Consider the following 15,814-nt stretch of genomic DNA (forward strand, 5'->3'; position numbering starts at 1 on the left):
GGTGGACTGATCCTTTGGGGTCAGATCAGACCTGCATGGTCGAGCGCCGCGTCCACCGCTTTGCGTGATGACGCGCTTGCACTTGTGATCGGTAGGCGAACGTCCGGCTCAAACCAGTCATGCACCTGGCTAAGGGCGTATTTGACTGGCGCGGGCGACGCGTCGGAGAACATCGCATAATGCAGCGGAAACAACCGGTCATTCAGCTCGCGGGCCTTTGCCAGGTCATTGGCTGCGATGGCTGCATGAAATTCCGAACACAGCGCGGGCGCGACATTGGCCGTGACCGAAATCGCGCCCTTCCCGCCTGCTGCGGCGTGCGGCAGCCACAATTCGTCATTTCCCGAAAGCTGGCAGAAATCGTGGCTTAAGCCCATGCGGTGATCCGCCACCCTTGAAAGATCGCCGCTTGCATCCTTGATCGCGATGATCTGTTCGGGATATTTTTTGACGAGTGCCACCACAGTATCATCCTCGATATCGGTGACAGTCCGGCTCGGCACATTATACAGCACGATCGGCAATTCGCAGTTTTCCGCAAGGTAACTGAAATGCGCGAGCAATCCTTCCTGGCTCGGCCGGTTGTAATACGGCGCGACGCACAGCCCGGCAGACGCCCCCGCCTTTTTTGCAAACGTCATGTGCAGGACCGCGTTCATCGTATCATTGCTGCCGCAGCCCGCGATCACAGGCACGCGGCCAGCGGCCTGTTCGATGCATACTTCGATTACGCGGTGATGTTCAGCGTTAGAAAGCGTCGATGCCTCCCCCGTCGTGCCGCATGGCACAAGAGCAGCGCTGCCGTTTTCGATCTGCCATTCGACAAGCTGTCTGAAAGCGGACTCATCGAACGATCCACCCCGAAAAGGAGTCGCCAGAGCCGGAATTGAGCCGCTGAACATTGTTTATTTTCCTGACTATACCAAGTAATCGAAGATATCGGGGCCTTATCGCTATTGCGGTGCCCTTTGTTAAGCGCCTGATAAGGAGACGATCGGCAAGATGTCCAGCATGGCCTTCAAATTCACTTCCTCCCCCCTCGCCCTCGCCGCTGTTGCAGCGGCTGCTCTCATCACGGTTTCCGCCCCTGCATCGGCGCAGTCACAAGGCAGCAACCTTGTCGCGCAGCAGCCGAGCGAAGTGAACGCAGCCATTGCAAAATGGGAAAGATTGCAAGCCAGCAGTGAACTTGGCTTTAGCGATTATGCAGGCTTTGTCCTCGCCTATCCCGATTATCCGCGCACTGAAATTCTCCGCATCCGCGCTGAAAACCAGCTGACAGACGAAGCCCCAGCGCAATCCGAGATCTTGCGGTTTTTCGATGCTCATCCCCCGCTGACCAACGCGGGGCGCGCGCGTTATGCTTTGGCATTGGCAGGCGTCCAGCGTCCCGAGGCATTGGAAGTTGCGCGCGAAGCATGGCGCAGCGGCACGATGAGCGATCCGTCCGAGGTGTATTTGCTGGGCCTGTTCGGCTCGCAATTCACGGACGCTGACCACATCGCACGTATGGACGCGCTGCTGTGGAAGGAAAATGCCGAGGCTGCGGTCCGGCAATTGGTCAACATTCCCGCCAGCGCACGCGACATGGCGTTGGCGCGTCTGGCACTGGTGCGCGGCACTACGCCCAGCGCCTCTGGTCTGCCGATCCCCGCAGATGCAATGCGCGATGCAGGCTATGTCCATAACCTTGTGAACTATTACCGGTCCAAACGGCAATTGCCGCAGGCTGTCCAGCTGTTGGTCAATCGTCCAACCGCGACCGCGCCTGCCTTGGAAAGCGAGGCAATGCTGGGCGATATCCTTGCAGTGGCGAAGTCTGCAAACGCTGCCGATACGGTCTGGATCGCGAGCAAGATTGATGACCTGTTTGAGCCGGGTCAGGACATTTCGCTTGGCTCTTTCCGCCTGCGTGATCGCTACACCGACCTGATGTGGATGGGCGGCACCAATGCCCTGTGGCGCCTGAATGACGGTTCGCGCGCTGCCCCTCTGTTTGAACGGTATGGCAAGGCGGCTCGCACCCCTCTCACCCGGTCAAAAGGTTTTTACTGGGCCGGACGCGCGGCGCGGCAGGCCGGACAGCAGGCTGAGGCGACACGCTATTTCGAAATGGCTGCCGCTTTCCCGCATTATTATTACGGCCAGCTCGCGCTCGGTGCGATGGGTAAGCCGATGCCCGACTTTAACGCGCTGCCCTCGCTCGCGATCGATGCATCCGCGCGCGCCGAATTTGAGAACAAGCCGCTGGTTAAAGCGATCAGGGCGATGGCAGAGAACCGCCGCGACTGGCGGACAGAGCGGCGTTTCTTCGAGGCAATCGGCGCAGATGCCGAAACGCCCGAAGAATTGATGCTGGTGCACAACCTTGCGCTGGAGACCGGGCTGGAAGAGATGGCCGTTGTTGTCGGGATGGAATCTGGCGAAAATGGTCTCGTCGGATTTGAGCGTGTCGGCTTCCCCACGGTCAATGTGCCGACCGTCAATGACTGGACAATGGTTCATGCCATCAGCCGGCAGGAAAGCGAATTTGACCGTTTCCGTGTCAGTCACGCCGGTGCGCGCGGGGTCATGCAATTGATGCCCGGCACTGCGCGGGAACAGGCGGGCAAACTGGGTATCCAGTATATGTCGGCAAATCTGATCGGGTCACCAAGCTATAATATCCGTCTGGGCGATGCCTATTTCGCGCGGATGATGAATTATTACGGCGGCGCCTACCCGCTTGCCGTGGGCGCTTACAATGCCGGTCCGGGCCGGGTGAACCAGTGGCTTCGCCTCAACGGTGATCCGCGCAAGGGCGAGATTGACTGGGTGACGTGGGTTGAGAAAATCCCCGCCAATTTCGAAACGCGCTATTACATCATGCGCGTGATCGGCAATGCGGTGAGCTATTCTCACATGTATCCCGAAGAAGCCGGTCTTCCGCGCACGGTCGATACGTTCCTGCCATAAAGCACGCTCATGGCGACAAAACCCGGACCACCGATAACGCCGCAAGGGATGGCGGCGCTAAAGGCGCGCTATGACCATTTGCTTGGCAAAGAGCGGCCGGAAATCGTGGAAATCGTCAGCTGGGCGGCAGGAAACGGTGATCGCAGCGAAAACGGCGATTACCTTTATGGCCGCAAACGAATGCGGGAGATCGACCGAGAATTGGCCTATCTGGCACGCCGGATGAAAGCCCTGCGCGTGGTCGATCCCTCCAACCAACCGGACAAGGGCCGGGTATTTTTCGGTGCACACGTTGAACTTGCTGATGAAGACGACGAACGCATCCACGTAACACTGGTCGGTGATGACGAGCAGGATGCCAGCAAAGGTCGGATAGGCTGGAAATCGCCGATGGCCCATGCTTTAAAAGGCGCATCTGTCGGGGATTTGCGCACCGTAAGGCTTCCCGGCGGGGTCAAGGAATGGGAAGTCATGGCAATTGATTATGCGTAAGATCGCCTGCCTTGTCGCCTTGATGGCCCTATCCTCCCCGCTTTCGGCGCAGGAAAGTCTCGGTGTCTATGTAGACTGGGCTGCATTCCGCGATGCCGATGGAACGCGTTGCTACGCCATCTCCAAACCTGTCGGAGATGGATCGAACGGCGCCTATGCCAGCGTCGCCAATTGGCCAAAGCGGGGCATTCGCGGGCAATTCCATATCAGACTTCCCGCCGCGCCTCGCGCCGCATCCGTGCGCCTTAGGATCGGCGGCAGGAATTTCAGCCTCGTCACGCGCGGACGCGACGCTTGGGCCAAGGACCGGCAGATGGACGCGGCAATCGTGGCGGCTTTGCGATCCGCACAGCGTATGACCGTATCAGGGCGCGACAAAAATGGACGGCGCTTTACAGCCCAGTACGACCTTGTCGGGATTGCGACGGCGATTGATGCCTCGATAGTGGGCTGCACCTCCGCCTGACCTTAGCGAGACGAAAAAAGGCCGGGCATCGCAGTGCGAGCCCGGCCCTCTTTTTGCGGCAAGTCTCGCTTAGAAGCGGAAGCCAAAGCCTGCGACGACCTGGTGACGATCAGTATCGATATCACCCAGTTCGATGTCGGGTGCATCGCCTTCGAAATCGATCTCGGCATCGCTGTAGTTTGAATAGCGATATTCGAGTTTTGCGAAGGTGTTGGTGCCAAACGCATATTCGACGCCTGCACCCAGACGGTAACCGTCGGTGTCGATCCGCTCATTGAATTCTTCACCGTCAAATGATGAATTCAGGTTGTAACGGGCGTTGGTGTAACCGCCCTTGGCGTAGACCATAGCCTGCGGGCTTACGAGTGCACCGACGCGCGCACCAAGATAGATGTCACGCCCAGTTTCAACGTCGCCGAGACCGAAACCTTCGAAATCACCGTCGTCGAATTCCGTCTCTGCGGTTGAATCTGTCAGTTCCGCCTCGACACCCAGGATGATACCGCCAGCGTTGTAATCGTAACCGACCGCTGCGCCGTAAACGAGACCGTCGATCGACTGGTCGTCATTCTCATTGAGTTCGTTATCGACGCTGCTTCCTGCGCGTGACGCATCGAAGCCTGCTACGACTTCAACACGGGGACCGGTGAAGGGATCGTCCGCACTCTGCGCCATTGCGGGCGCAGAAAAGGCGAAAATGGATCCTGCGATTAGAAGGGCTGCTGTTTTTTGCATTGTTTTCTCCGTTGTAGAATTCCCGGCTCGTTGACCGGTATGATAGTCTTAACGAAAGAAAGTGTCGTTTGGTTTCATGAATATTACACAACAAGGGGGTGTTGCAGATAGAGCACGGAAATGGCGATAAACGGTTGAAACCCGTCGATGAATTGCGTGTTCGCGTATGAATCGACGAGGCGAAGGCACAGTCGGGCGAGTCGCAGGAACGCATTCTTGACAGCGGCATTAGCGCGCGGGCCTGCGCACGCTTTGATTTATGCCGCCCCCACGCTTATATGACGGGACAATCATGTCAGACACCGAACTCATGCCGATCCCCGGACAGGTGGATCCCGTCCCCATCACACGCGAAATCACGCCTCGCGCCGATGGCCGCGTCGATCTGATCGGCCTGCCCAAGGCGCGCATACAGGAACTGTTCCTCGACGCCGGGCTGGACGCAAAACAGGCCAAGCTGCGGTCCAAACAGGTTTACCACTGGCTCTATCACCGCGGCGCAACCGAATTTGAAGCGATGACGGATATCGCCAAAACCATGCGGCCATGGCTGGCGGAACGCTTTGTCATCGGGCGGCCTCATATTGTCGAGGCGCAGCATTCCAATGACGGCACGCGCAAATGGCTGCTGCAAACCGACGACGGGCACGATTTCGAGATGGTTTTCATCCCGGATGCGGATCGCGGGACATTGTGCATTTCCAGCCAGGTTGGCTGCACCCTCAATTGCACGTTCTGCCATACCGGTACAATGCGCCTGGTGCGCAACCTGACCCCGGGGGAGATCGTGGGCCAGGTCATGCTGGCGCGTGACGCGCTGGGCGAATGGCCCAAAGGCCGGATGGACGGGCTGGAAGACAATGAAGACACCGGCCACTACACCGCTGATGGCCGCCTGCTGACCAACATCGTGCTGATGGGCATGGGCGAACCGCTCTACAATTTCGACAATGTTCGCGATTCCATGAAACTTGTGATGGACGGTGACGGTCTCGCCCTTTCAAAGCGGCGCATCACCCTCTCCACCAGCGGCGTTGTGCCGATGATGGAAAGGTGTAGCGAGGAAATTGGCGTCAATCTGGCAATCAGCCTGCATGCCGTGACGAAGTCAGTGCGCGATGAGATCGTCCCGCTCAACCGCAAATACGGTATCGAGGAATTGCTGCAGGCCTGCGCCGACTATCCAAAGGCGTCCAATGCCCGCCGCATTACGTTCGAGTACGTGATGCTGAAAGACAAGAATGACAGCGACGATGACGCGCGCGAACTTGTCCGCTTGCTCAAGCAGTATGATCTGCCTGCCAAGGTGAACCTCATTCCTTTCAACCCTTGGCCCGGCGCCGAATATGAGTGCTCCGACCCGGACCGGATCAGGGCTTTTTCAAATATCGTGTTCGAGGGCGGCATCAGCGCCCCTGTCCGCACCCCTCGCGGGCGCGACATCGATGCGGCATGCGGTCAGCTGAAAACGGCAGCGCAGAAAAAGAGCCGGGCCGAACGCGACCGAGAGGCCGCCGAAGCGGCGGAATGACTGACGACGCCACTCTCGCCTATTACGAGCGGGAAGCGCCGTTTTACAGGGTGAGCAGTTCGCAAGCTCCGAGCCGTCATTTGGCTCCGTTTCTCGCGATGCTGGAACCGCGATCGTCAATTCTGGAGCTTGGCTGCGGCGGCGGGCGCGATGCGGCCCACATGATCGAATGCGGTTTTCTGGTAGATGCAACCGATGGTACCGCTGCAATGGTCAAAAAGGCGAATGAGCGTCACGGTGTGAACGCTCGGCAAATGCGCTTTGACGAATTGTCCGCGACACACGCTTATGATGCGGTTTGGGCCCATGCCAGCTTGCTGCACCTGCCGCGCGCGGACCTGCCGCCGGTGCTGTTAGCGATCAGGCGGGCGCTGAAACCGGGCGGATGGCACTTTGCCAATTTCAAGCTGGGCGATGCCGAGCATCCTGATGAAGGGCGTGACCTGCTGGGCCGGTGGACGAACCTGCCTTCGCCGGAATGGCTCGAACAATCCTATCAAGCAGCGGGATTTTCAATCGACTCGATTGAACGCTACCGCGGCAACGGGTCCGATGGGACGCAGCGCGACTGGCTGGCTCTTACAGTGAGGGCATTATGAAACGAACAGTCTCCGCTATCTGCACCGGCACAGCGCGTCCGTACAACGGCGCAGAGACAAGCGCGATAGCTAAGCGCCCGCGCGAAGGGACCGTTCAAATCCTCACAGACGGCTTTGCGCCAGATGAACAGGCGGACCGCCGGGTTCACGGCGGCCCCGAAATGGCGGTGCATCTCTATCCACTCGACCATCACCATTACTGGCGGGAGCAACTCGGCGCTATCGCCTTGCTCGATGAACCCGGAGCATTCGGTTCAAACCTGGCAGTGAGCAATCTGAGCGAGCGCGACGTGCATATTGGCGACAAATTCCGTCTCGGCAGCGCGCTTTTGCAGATTAGCCAGCCGCGCCAGCCTTGCTGGAAGATCGAACACCGCTTTTCCGCGCAAACCGGAGCAGCAGGGATGGTTGCGCGTATCATCAAGACGGGCCGGTGCGGGTGGTATTTCCGTGTCATTGAAATCGGCGATACGATTGCAGGCGATACGCTGGAGCGGATTGAGAAGGGCGATGAAAACTGGAGCGTTCTCAGGGCTTTCAATGCTTTAATCGCAGGAAATGGCACGCAGATCGAGTTGGAGGAGCTCGCCGGATTGCCCGCCCTATCGCCCAAACTTCGCGAGCGCGCCAAGGCGAAACTGGCCTAGCGGATCGGCGCGCGCACGCAGTTCATCGCACACAATAATCGGTTCATCCGCTGGCCCGCCTTCCCAACGAGCCGTTCATCTAGCGTTCCACTAATCTGAACCAAATGGGGTGAAGTACTTCACGGGAAAGGCTTCGCAACATGAAAATACTCACTGCATTCGCTTCATTCGCTGCCCTCGCCGCCGTTTCGGCTCCGGCGCAGGCGGCTGAGATCGCTCCATCCACCATTGCGCCAGTAGAGATCGTTACCGGCTCGTCCTCCACGCAGCTCGCCAAGGATCCGCCGCCCCATGCGCGCGCCTATGGCCGCCGTGATCGGGACCGGTATTATGACCGCCGCGACCGCGTTTATGATCGCAACGGCTATTACGTCGAACCCCGCCGGGTCCGCCGCGGAGATCGCGTGTGGCAGGGCCGCGACGGCCGCTATTATTGCAAGCGTGACAACGGCACGACCGGCCTGATTATTGGCGCGGCGGGCGGCGCTTTGCTTGGCCGTTCCATCGACACGCGCGGCGACCGGACCATTGGCACGTTGCTGGGCGGTGCGCTGGGCGCAGTGCTGGGCCGCGAGATTGACCGCGGAAGCGCTCGCTGCCGTTAATTATCCCTGTCTTCAGGGTCGCAGGCGGCGCTGTCTCCCATATGGGCGGCAGCGCCGCTTTACGTTCAAACGGACACAGGCATGATTGAACCGCACTTCACGCGCTGATAAGCATACAGACAATGACCAAGCCAGCGGTATTGATAACAGGCGGTGCCACCCGCATCGGAGCCGAAATTGCCCGCGGATTTGCCGCAGCAGGCTGGCATGTGGTCATCCACTACAATTCTTCCGCTACCCCGGCAGAGCGATTGGCGGCGCAGCTGCCATCTGCGCAGATAATGCAATGCGACCTCAACGATGAGGGAGCCGGTTTCGCAATGATCCGCGATCTGGCGGGCACGCTGTCCGATTGGCGCTGCCTTATAAATTCCGCGTCGGTTTTTGATTACGACAGTGCAACCAAAATCAACTTTGCAACGAACCGGGTAGCGATGCAGGTTAACGCTCTCGCCCCCGCGCGCATGACGCAATCGTTTTTCGCTCACGCAAAAAGCGCAGGGCAGCGGTGTGTGATCCAGATCACCGATATGAAACTGGCCAATCCCAACCCCGATTTTTTCAGTTACACGATGTCGAAACACGCGCTCAGCGCGACCATCGGAATGCTCGCGAAAAGCGATCTGGGACCGGCGGGCCGTGTTTACGGGATCGCTCCGGGGGCCATTCTGGCCAGCCACGACCAAAGCGAGGATGAAACCGAAATATCGCACCGGCTCAACCTGCTAGGGCGCAAGACGGGCGCTGACGAGATCGTATCAGCGGCGCTTTACCTCGCATCAGGACAGCTCCGCAGCGGGCAGACGCTTTATATCGACAGCGGGCAGCACCTGCTGGATCAGGACCGTGATGTCATCTGGCTGGCCCGCGAAGAGGCGCGTCTGCGCCCTGCGCCGCAAAAGGAGACGAACTGATGGCGAAGAAACGGCACAGTCTGGCGGTGCGCCTGTGGCACTGGATCAATGCGGCGGCGCTGATCGTGCTGTTCATGTCCGGCCTCAATATCTCGAACGCGCACCGGTATCTTTACTGGGGCAATGCAGGCTTTGACCCGTCCGAAGCATGGACGAGCGTGATCCGTTTTCCCGGCTGGGCTACTCTGCCACAGAATTACAACCTGGCGGCAGCGCGTGACTGGCACAATCTTGCCGCGTGGCTGTTTGCCGTCGCCCTTCTCGCCATCTGGATCGCGATGATTGTGCGCGGGCATTTCTGGCGCGATATTGCGCTGAACAGGTCGGAATGGAGCGTGTCCGCCTTTGCCGCGGATATAAAGGCGCACCTTCGCGGAAAATTTGAACACGGCGATGCGAAATACAACGCCTTGCAAAAGATCGCCTACGGTCTGGTTTACGGGGTGATGCTGCCGATGATGGTGTTCACCGGCCTCGCCATCAGCCCCGGTTTCGAACCGGCGGCACCGTGGTTTGTAGACTTGCTGGGCGGCCGCCAGTCGGCGCGCAGCCTGCATTTCATATTTGCCTGGGCGGTGTTCGGATTTTTCGTAGTCCATATCGTCATGGTCCTGCTGTCAGGACCGATCCGGCAAATCACCTCGATGATTACCGGCAACCGCACAGAGGAGAGCGGACATGGCTGACCTGAAACGTCGGGGATTGCTGGCAGGGATCGCTGCGCTTGGCGCGGGTGCCTGCTCCAAGATTGCTGGCAGCGACACTGGGCAAAGCCTGTTCGACACCGCAGAAGAATGGCACCGCGCGGCGCATCGGACCCTTGCCGGGCGGCAGCGGCTCGCGCCTGAATTTTCGCGCGAAGACCTCTCGCCCAATTTCAAGGGCAACGGATCGCTCACAGTCGATAGCGACGCCTATCGCTCCGATCTGGCAAACGGGTTTGCGAACTGGCGTCTGGAAATTGGCGGACTGGTGGAGGCACCATTTAGCCTTTCGATGGAGGAAATCCGCTCCCTGTCCCAGCGAACCCAGATCACACGGCACGATTGTGTAGAAGGATGGAGCGCTATCGGGGAATGGACCGGCCCGCAGCTTTCAGACCTGCTGGACCGGGCCCGCGTCAGGCCAGAGGCGAACTTCATCGTGTTTCGCTGCGCTGACGTTCTGTATGAGCGCGAATATTACGAAAGCGTCGATATGGTTGATGCCTACCACCCGCAGACGATCATCGCCCATCTGCTGAACGGAGAGCCCATCCCAGAGAAAAATGGCGCTCCGCTCAGGATGCGTATCGAGCGGCAGCTGGGATACAAACACGCCAAGTATCTGACCGCTATCGAAGCGGTCGCCGATCTGGCGGACATTGGCGATGGCAAAGGCGGCTTTTGGGAAGATTACGGCAATTACCAATGGTATGCCGGCATCTGAAAACGGCACTAGTCCTTGGGATAGATGCGGTTCATCGCCGCCCAGTCTTTCGCAATCAGTTCCTCAAGCACGTCCAGATCAACATCGGCCAGCTTGTTGATGTAGAGACAACTTTTGCCGGTCTTGTATTTGCCGAGACGCGATAATGCCTCTTCACGCTCTTTCGCGGCTGCATCGTCGCAATAGCCGCCCATCAGATAGATCGAGTGCTTGGCTTTGCGCGGGCTGAAGCCGCTGCGCATCCAGTGAACATGGCGCCCGCTGTCATAGACGGTGCGGTAGTCGCCGTATCCAATCATGCTTGGCCCCCAAAGCTGCGGCTCGGTCCCAGTCACCCTGCGGAAAATCGCATTGAGCACGCGCGCTTCTTCGCGTTTCGCCTCTGGCTGCACCGCGTCGATAAACGCATCGACTGAGGCATTGGTCGGAATGGTTTTCGCGTTTGCCATGTTTCCGTAGTAAACCATCGTTGACAGCTAGAAAAGCGGCGGCATTCTTGATGCGGCCCCAGACACACCGATGATGAGGTTTTTCAATGAGTAAGGCTCTTCTGCAAAGATTTCTAAGCCGCGGCGTGACACGCGGACGGCTTGGCGTTGTGTTCGCCGATGGCAGCGCGAGCGTCTTTGGTGAACCGGCTGACGGCTTTCCCGAGGTTGTAATCCGCCTGACAGACGGCAAGGTGCCGCGCGATATCGTTATGGATCCGCGACTGGGCGCGGCAGAAGCGTTCATCGACGGACGGCTCTTGATCGAAGAGGGCGATGTCATGGACCTCGTCACACTGCTCCGCGCCAACAATCCGTGGGACAAAGGCGGCGAAATCGGCCCTCCAAAACTGCTGAGGCGCATCTTAAACCGCGCCAGCTACACCGCAGAGCGGGTCAACAACGCTGTAAGCTCCAAACAGAACGTCGCGCACCATTATGACATCGGAAACGATCTGTACGCGCTGATGCTGGATAGCGAGCATTGGCAGTATAGCTGCGCCTATTGGCCTTCGGACGATATGACACTGGGAGAGGCGCAAACAGCCAAGCTGGCGCATATCGCAGCGAAGCTGGCGATCGAGCCGGGTCAGCGCGTGCTGGACATCGGCTGCGGCTGGGGCGGAATGGCGATCTATCTTGCGCAGCATTACGACGTGCACGTCACCGGCATTACCCTATCCGAAGAGCAGGCGCAGCTTGCAAGGGAGCGCGTGAAAAAGGCAGGCGTCGAAGACAAGGTCAGCGTAGAACTCGTCGATTACCGCGACTTTGCCGCCGAAGGCCGGACATTTGACCGGATCGTGTCGGTGGGCATGTTCGAACATGTCGGCCAGCCGCAATTCGAAACGTTCTTTCAGGCCTGCGCCAACCTTCTCACCGATGATGGCGTCATGTTGCTCCATACAATCGGTCGCTTGGGCGGACCCGGTTCAACCGACGCTTTCACGCGCAAATACATCTTTCCCGGCGGATACATCCCGGCCCTGTCGGAAACTGTCGCCGCCTCGGAGAAATTTCGCCTGATCGCAACCGACGTCGAAACGCTCCGGCTGCATTATGGCAAGACGATCCGCCAATGGTATGCCAATTGCCTCGCCAACAAAGACGCAATTGTCGCGCTGTATGATGAGCGGTTTTACCGAATGTGGACGTTCTATCTGGCAGGCGCAGCCACCGTTTTTGAATATGGCAGCATGTGCAATTACCAGATCCAGTACGCCCGCAGCCGCCATGCCCTCCCAATTTCTCGAGAGTACATCGCGGCTGAGGAGAAGCGGCTTTTACGAAGCTGAACCGCTGGCCGGCTGCCGGTTCTTGATGAAGCGGTAGATCGGACCAAAACCCAGAAACGCTGCGCCAACAAACGGGAACGCGACGACCCACAGCCGGATACCCGATAGGCTTTCCGGGCTGGCAATGGAGATCGCGGCGGTCATCGCCAGACCGATGCAGATCAGCAGAACGCCGATTGCAACGCGTATCTTGGGCACGACCCGCCCTCCGCGAACCGGTCCGAATGACCGTTCATGCCGCGCAAAGATCGCAATCATGGGTAGCAGCGCGAGGATATAGAGCGCGAACCATACAGGACGGGTAAACCACCATTCGGCGGTCCCCGGAAACACATCAAGACCAACACCGCCAGCGGCCCATGCAAACACCATCACCAGCACAAACGCGGTCAGATGCCACAGATAAACGGTCATGATCATACCGTTCATCAGCACTGTTGCGGTCCAGATACCGACGTTCTCCAGCATCGCCCGGCCCGCAGGCTCAAGCGTGAGAACCAGGCCCGCCTGCATCACGCCAAGCGTCAACAGGGCGACAGTAGGCGGCATTGAATTGGTAATCTCTGCACCCGGCACGCCGATCATGGCGACCGGATACGGCCCAAAAACAGTAAGTGCGATCAAAACCGCAAGCGCGGCGGCAAACCACGCGGGCGCCCTTAATCGGCCCTCAAAAACGCCGTCATTCCATGCAAAGCCAAGCTGGTGAATGCCCACCCACACGAACAGGAAATTGATAAAGTTGATGTACGGGACATCCTGCGAAAGCGTCAGCCAGTCCACCAGCACCGCGCCCGCTGCCAAGGCAAAGAAACTTGCCAGACCAAACCGTTTCCACGCGCGGTGCGTGATCGGCGTCAGCGCGGTGACCAGCAGGTACACGGCAAGGAACCAGACCGGGATCAACGCCAGCTCTGTCGCCATGCGGACCTGCGATCGCTCCATCCCGGCCTGAGTCATGCCCACGGCCAGCGCTGCCCATAGGACGAGAACGGGGAAAACGGGCGTAATCAGGCGCTGCACACGGCTGGCGAACCAGTCGCGGTAAACGCCGCTGCGCCCCTTTTCCGCCTTGCGCAGTTGCGCCTGCCAGCTCACGCCGTTGGAATATCCGCCCACAAGGAAGAAGATCGGCATGACCTGAAATCCCCAGGTCAGCCACTGCGACCACGGCAGAATACCGAGCAAATGCCCGCCCTGAACATCGCCTTGGCCGTCAATATATGGGGCCGCGACCAGCCAGTGGCCGACAACCACTGCAAGGATGGAGAGCGCACGCAGGAAATCGACCCAGCGATTACGCTCTGGCGGGGCCAGCTGCGCCATCTCGCGCGCTTTGCTCCACATCGTCAGCATTGCATTCTCCCATCCCGTTCAAGGCGAATATCGGTGAGAGCGACTGCTACGGCAAGACCCTTGCCCTGCCGGCCCCGCAGCACCCCTGAATTACCAGCGCGACCATGCGCGCCAATTGGATGATTGCCTACAGCCTGACACGCTGGTAGCCGCCACCACGAAATCCCGGAGAAAACCGATAATGTCCGAAAGTAAACGTCAAGATATCAAACGCGTCGTTCTCGCTTATTCCGGCGGGCTGGACACCAGCGTTATCGCCAAATGGCTGACGGTCGAACGCGGGCTGGAAGTGGTGACCTTCACTGCCGATCTTGGCCAAGGCGAAGAGATTGAGCCCGCACGCGACAAGGCGCGATTGATGGGTATCCCTGACGAACACATCTATATCGAAGACCTGCGCGAAGAGTTTGTGCGCGACTATGTCTTCCCGATGATGCGCGCAAACGCCCGGTACGAAGGGGACTATCTGCTCGGCACATCAATTGCCCGGCCGCTCATTTCCAAGCGTCTGGTTGAAATCGCGCATGAAACCGGCGCCGACGCGATTGCGCACGGTGCAACGGGTAAGGGTAACGATCAGGTGCGTTTCGAGCTTTCAGCTTATGCACTCGATCCGAATATCGAGGTCATCGCCCCTTGGCGCGAGTGGGATCTGACCAGCAGAACGGCGCTGATCGCATGGGCCGAGGAGCATCAGATTGCTGTTCCGAAGGATAAACGCGGAGAGGCCCCGTTCTCTACCGACGCAAACCTTCTTCACACGTCGTCTGAGGGCAAAGTGCTCGAAGATCCATGGGAAGAGACGCCCGATTATGTCTATTCGCGCACTGATCATCCCGAGAATGCGCCCGATACACCCGAATATATCGAAATCGGCTTTGAACGCGGCGATGGCGTATCGCTCAATGGTGCTGCGATGAGCCCCGCCGCCCTGCTGGCGGCGCTCAATGATCTCGGACAGCGTCACGGTATCGGTCGGCTCGATCTGGTGGAGAACCGCTTCGTCGGCATGAAATCGCGCGGCATGTATGAAACGCCGGGCGGCGAAATCTATGCCCGGGCCCATCGCGGGATCGAACAGATCACGCTCGACGGCGGGGCAGCGCACCTCAAAGACGAGCTGATGCCCAAATATGCCGAGCTGATTTACAACGGATTCTGGTTCAGCCCCGAACGCGAGATGCTGCAGGCCGCGATAGACCTGAGCCAGGAGAAGGTATCAGGCACGGTCCGGCTTAAGCTTTACAAGGGCCAGGCCAGTGTCGTCGGGCGCAAAAGCGAGCATTCGTTGTATTCAGAGGCGCATGTCACTTTTGAAGATGATGCAGGCGCATACGATCAGCATGATGCAGAAGGCTTTATCAAATTGAACGCCCTGCGGCTCAAACTGCTCGCCAAACGGGATGCGTGATCGTTTTAAGGCGAGTCGCGCGTCCGATCGGGTTCCAATCAAGCCGATATTGCGCTGAAAACAGGCGCTGGGGCGACGTTTCTGGAAGCCAAAATCGGCGAATGCGACGAATTGATGACTTTTCCACTGCCGTCCACAAGTGATCTGGGCAAAAGTGGATAACTCGGCCTTGCAACTCTTGCGAAGTTGGAGATTCGGGCTCAATTTCAACTTGTCTTCGAAACGAGAAGGCTTCGAGAAACAGCCCGCAAGGTGCTGGATTTCAAAGACTTCAGAAGGTCGAAGATGCGTTGGCGACTGTCCACGCGCTGTATTAGAGACGATATGCAAAAGGCTTCGGCCAAAGGCAAATCGGATTGTTTGAGGACAGAGCGAAACGACGCCATCGGATAGACCGAAGATCTGGTCAGCGATTGAGGAAGCGGAAGGGTCAAACCGGAAGCAACTGTTTGAGATTGCAGACACCAGCAGATCATCGGTCTCGGCCCTGCCCCAGGGTGCGCCGCAGGAACGGAGGGTTTCGGCCCAAAGGGAATGCAGCACACCGCAAGCAGGATCGGATGCCGGCGCGAGCGCCGGTGACAGAACGCGGGCTTTAGGGCACGCGGAAAGACATCGGGCGCCAAGCGCTTTTGAAACGGACGCGCCTTCGGGTGCGAAAGAGACGAAAGACCACGCGCTGGTGAGAGTGGGGTCGGCAGCAATGCCGGCCCCATTTGCTTTGCGCCCCTGTGCACACCATCCAACGCTCTTCTGTAACGCTTCGTGCCGCCTGCGCCGCCCAGCAATTGCGCTGGGATCGAAGCCTAGCATATAGGAGCCGGATGGGAGTGGATAAGACGAACCTGCATGTGCCCGGCTTCGGAGCGCGGCCTTTGCATTCGCGTGCGGC

At 58.8% G+C, this 15,814-nt stretch carries 17 protein-coding genes; 12 read left to right on the plus strand and 5 right to left on the minus strand.

The genetic code is table 11. The features are described 5' to 3' along the window. Positions 1-20: 20 nt before the first annotated feature. Positions 21-902, minus strand: a complete 882-nt coding sequence (dapA, locus tag ACGHU1_RS11965) for a 4-hydroxy-tetrahydrodipicolinate synthase (protein ID WP_390587210.1) — start codon at positions 900-902, stop codon at positions 21-23. 109 nt (positions 903-1,011) lie between these two features. On the opposite strand from dapA, the gene ACGHU1_RS11970 reads away from it, so the two are divergent. From ACGHU1_RS11970 to ACGHU1_RS11980, 3 genes are read left to right on the plus strand one after another with little or no spacing between them, the layout of a single operon-like run. After that, complete coding sequence (locus ACGHU1_RS11970) at positions 1,012-2,955, plus strand: transglycosylase SLT domain-containing protein (protein WP_390587212.1); 1,944 nt, start codon at positions 1,012-1,014, stop codon at positions 2,953-2,955. Between the two features lie 9 nt (positions 2,956-2,964). After that, positions 2,965-3,447 carry a transcription elongation factor GreB gene (gene greB / locus ACGHU1_RS11975; protein ID WP_390587214.1) on the plus strand — a complete coding sequence of 161 codons (483 nt, stop codon included), beginning with the start codon at positions 2,965-2,967 and terminating at the stop codon, positions 3,445-3,447. Then, positions 3,440-3,913 carry an invasion associated locus B family protein gene (locus tag ACGHU1_RS11980; protein ID WP_390587216.1) on the plus strand — a complete coding sequence of 158 codons (474 nt, stop codon included), beginning with the start codon at positions 3,440-3,442 and terminating at the stop codon, positions 3,911-3,913. Before greB ends, ACGHU1_RS11980 begins: the two co-directional genes overlap by 8 nt. Before the next feature lie 69 nt (positions 3,914-3,982). Here ACGHU1_RS11980 and ACGHU1_RS11985 read toward each other — a convergent pair whose 3' ends face one another. Continuing rightward, the gene (locus ACGHU1_RS11985; RefSeq protein ID WP_390587217.1) at positions 3,983-4,648 is read right to left on the minus strand and encodes an outer membrane protein; all 666 of its coding nucleotides are present in this window, start codon (positions 4,646-4,648) and stop codon (positions 3,983-3,985) included. Between the two features lie 292 nt (positions 4,649-4,940). Here ACGHU1_RS11985 and rlmN point away from each other — a divergent pair, with 292 nt between their 5' ends. The 7 genes from rlmN (at position 4,941) to ACGHU1_RS12020 (ending at position 10,372) form a co-directional block, all read left to right on the plus strand. Beyond that, entirely contained in the window at positions 4,941-6,179 is a 1,239-nt protein-coding gene (gene rlmN, locus ACGHU1_RS11990) for a 23S rRNA (adenine(2503)-C(2))-methyltransferase RlmN (RefSeq protein ID WP_390587219.1), read from the plus strand. Beyond that, entirely contained in the window at positions 6,176-6,778 is a 603-nt protein-coding gene (locus ACGHU1_RS11995; protein ID WP_390587221.1) for a class I SAM-dependent methyltransferase, read from the plus strand. The genes rlmN and ACGHU1_RS11995 overlap by 4 nt, the downstream gene beginning before the upstream one ends. Continuing rightward, positions 6,775-7,425: an MOSC domain-containing protein gene (locus ACGHU1_RS12000; RefSeq protein ID WP_390587223.1), complete on the plus strand. Its 651-nt coding sequence runs from the start codon at positions 6,775-6,777 to the stop codon at positions 7,423-7,425. Before ACGHU1_RS11995 ends, ACGHU1_RS12000 begins: the two co-directional genes overlap by 4 nt. Positions 7,426-7,565: 140 nt before the next feature. Next, positions 7,566-8,030 carry a glycine zipper 2TM domain-containing protein gene (locus tag ACGHU1_RS12005; protein ID WP_390587224.1) on the plus strand — a complete coding sequence of 155 codons (465 nt, stop codon included), beginning with the start codon at positions 7,566-7,568 and terminating at the stop codon, positions 8,028-8,030. A 122-nt stretch (positions 8,031-8,152) separates the two neighbouring features. Next, on the plus strand, positions 8,153-8,944 hold the full coding sequence (locus ACGHU1_RS12010) for an SDR family oxidoreductase (RefSeq protein ID WP_390587225.1): 792 nt from the start codon (positions 8,153-8,155) through the stop codon (positions 8,942-8,944). Continuing rightward, positions 8,944-9,630: a cytochrome b/b6 domain-containing protein gene (locus ACGHU1_RS12015; RefSeq protein ID WP_390587227.1), complete on the plus strand. Its 687-nt coding sequence runs from the start codon at positions 8,944-8,946 to the stop codon at positions 9,628-9,630. The genes ACGHU1_RS12010 and ACGHU1_RS12015 overlap by 1 nt, the downstream gene beginning before the upstream one ends. Beyond that, complete coding sequence (locus ACGHU1_RS12020; RefSeq protein ID WP_390587229.1) at positions 9,623-10,372, plus strand: molybdopterin-dependent oxidoreductase; 750 nt, start codon at positions 9,623-9,625, stop codon at positions 10,370-10,372. The genes ACGHU1_RS12015 and ACGHU1_RS12020 overlap by 8 nt, the downstream gene beginning before the upstream one ends. Before the next feature lie 8 nt (positions 10,373-10,380). On the opposite strand, the gene ACGHU1_RS12025 is transcribed toward ACGHU1_RS12020, so the two are convergent. After that, entirely contained in the window at positions 10,381-10,821 is a 441-nt protein-coding gene (locus tag ACGHU1_RS12025) for a DUF1801 domain-containing protein (RefSeq protein WP_390587230.1), read from the minus strand. Between the two features lie 86 nt (positions 10,822-10,907). Between ACGHU1_RS12025 and ACGHU1_RS12030 the strand changes: the two genes are divergently transcribed. Continuing rightward, positions 10,908-12,155: a class I SAM-dependent methyltransferase gene (locus ACGHU1_RS12030; RefSeq protein ID WP_390587232.1), complete on the plus strand. Its 1,248-nt coding sequence runs from the start codon at positions 10,908-10,910 to the stop codon at positions 12,153-12,155. Here ACGHU1_RS12030 and ACGHU1_RS12035 read toward each other — a convergent pair. Further along, entirely contained in the window at positions 12,144-13,511 is a 1,368-nt protein-coding gene (locus ACGHU1_RS12035) for an acyltransferase (protein ID WP_390587234.1), read from the minus strand. The two genes, ACGHU1_RS12030 and ACGHU1_RS12035, sit on opposite strands and share 12 nt — an antisense overlap. A gap of 181 nt (positions 13,512-13,692) precedes the next feature. On the opposite strand from ACGHU1_RS12035, the gene ACGHU1_RS12040 reads away from it, so the two are divergent. Next, positions 13,693-14,922 (plus strand): argininosuccinate synthase, encoded by a 1,230-nt coding sequence (locus ACGHU1_RS12040; RefSeq protein WP_390587236.1) that lies wholly within the window; start codon positions 13,693-13,695, stop codon positions 14,920-14,922. On the opposite strand, the gene ACGHU1_RS12045 is transcribed toward ACGHU1_RS12040, so the two are convergent. Next, positions 14,806-15,735: a hypothetical protein gene (locus ACGHU1_RS12045; protein WP_390587238.1), complete on the minus strand. Its 930-nt coding sequence runs from the start codon at positions 15,733-15,735 to the stop codon at positions 14,806-14,808. The two genes, ACGHU1_RS12040 and ACGHU1_RS12045, sit on opposite strands and share 117 nt — an antisense overlap. Positions 15,736-15,814 lie beyond the last annotated feature (79 nt).

Origin of the sequence: Erythrobacter sp. MTPC3 (assembly GCF_042854385.1) — a bacterium.
Taxonomy (GTDB): domain Bacteria; phylum Pseudomonadota; class Alphaproteobacteria; order Sphingomonadales; family Sphingomonadaceae; genus Erythrobacter.

Coding starts and splice junctions, on each gene's coding strand:
- dapA (WP_390587210.1), bottom strand. CDS start 902: ATGTTCAGCGGCTCAATTCCGGCTCTGGCGACTCCTTTTCGGGGTGGA.
- ACGHU1_RS11970 (WP_390587212.1), top strand. CDS start 1,012: ATGGCCTTCAAATTCACTTCCTCCCCCCTCGCCCTCGCCGCTGTTGCA.
- greB (WP_390587214.1), top strand. CDS start 2,965: ATGGCGACAAAACCCGGACCACCGATAACGCCGCAAGGGATGGCGGCG.
- ACGHU1_RS11980 (WP_390587216.1), top strand. CDS start 3,440: ATGCGTAAGATCGCCTGCCTTGTCGCCTTGATGGCCCTATCCTCCCCG.
- ACGHU1_RS11985 (WP_390587217.1), bottom strand. CDS start 4,648: ATGCAAAAAACAGCAGCCCTTCTAATCGCAGGATCCATTTTCGCCTTT.
- rlmN (WP_390587219.1), top strand. CDS start 4,941: ATGTCAGACACCGAACTCATGCCGATCCCCGGACAGGTGGATCCCGTC.
- ACGHU1_RS11995 (WP_390587221.1), top strand. CDS start 6,176: ATGACTGACGACGCCACTCTCGCCTATTACGAGCGGGAAGCGCCGTTT.
- ACGHU1_RS12000 (WP_390587223.1), top strand. CDS start 6,775: ATGAAACGAACAGTCTCCGCTATCTGCACCGGCACAGCGCGTCCGTAC.
- ACGHU1_RS12005 (WP_390587224.1), top strand. CDS start 7,566: ATGAAAATACTCACTGCATTCGCTTCATTCGCTGCCCTCGCCGCCGTT.
- ACGHU1_RS12010 (WP_390587225.1), top strand. CDS start 8,153: ATGACCAAGCCAGCGGTATTGATAACAGGCGGTGCCACCCGCATCGGA.
- ACGHU1_RS12015 (WP_390587227.1), top strand. CDS start 8,944: ATGGCGAAGAAACGGCACAGTCTGGCGGTGCGCCTGTGGCACTGGATC.
- ACGHU1_RS12020 (WP_390587229.1), top strand. CDS start 9,623: ATGGCTGACCTGAAACGTCGGGGATTGCTGGCAGGGATCGCTGCGCTT.
- ACGHU1_RS12025 (WP_390587230.1), bottom strand. CDS start 10,821: ATGGCAAACGCGAAAACCATTCCGACCAATGCCTCAGTCGATGCGTTT.
- ACGHU1_RS12030 (WP_390587232.1), top strand. CDS start 10,908: ATGAGTAAGGCTCTTCTGCAAAGATTTCTAAGCCGCGGCGTGACACGC.
- ACGHU1_RS12035 (WP_390587234.1), bottom strand. CDS start 13,511: ATGCTGACGATGTGGAGCAAAGCGCGCGAGATGGCGCAGCTGGCCCCG.
- ACGHU1_RS12040 (WP_390587236.1), top strand. CDS start 13,693: ATGTCCGAAAGTAAACGTCAAGATATCAAACGCGTCGTTCTCGCTTAT.
- ACGHU1_RS12045 (WP_390587238.1), bottom strand. CDS start 15,735: ATGCTAGGCTTCGATCCCAGCGCAATTGCTGGGCGGCGCAGGCGGCAC.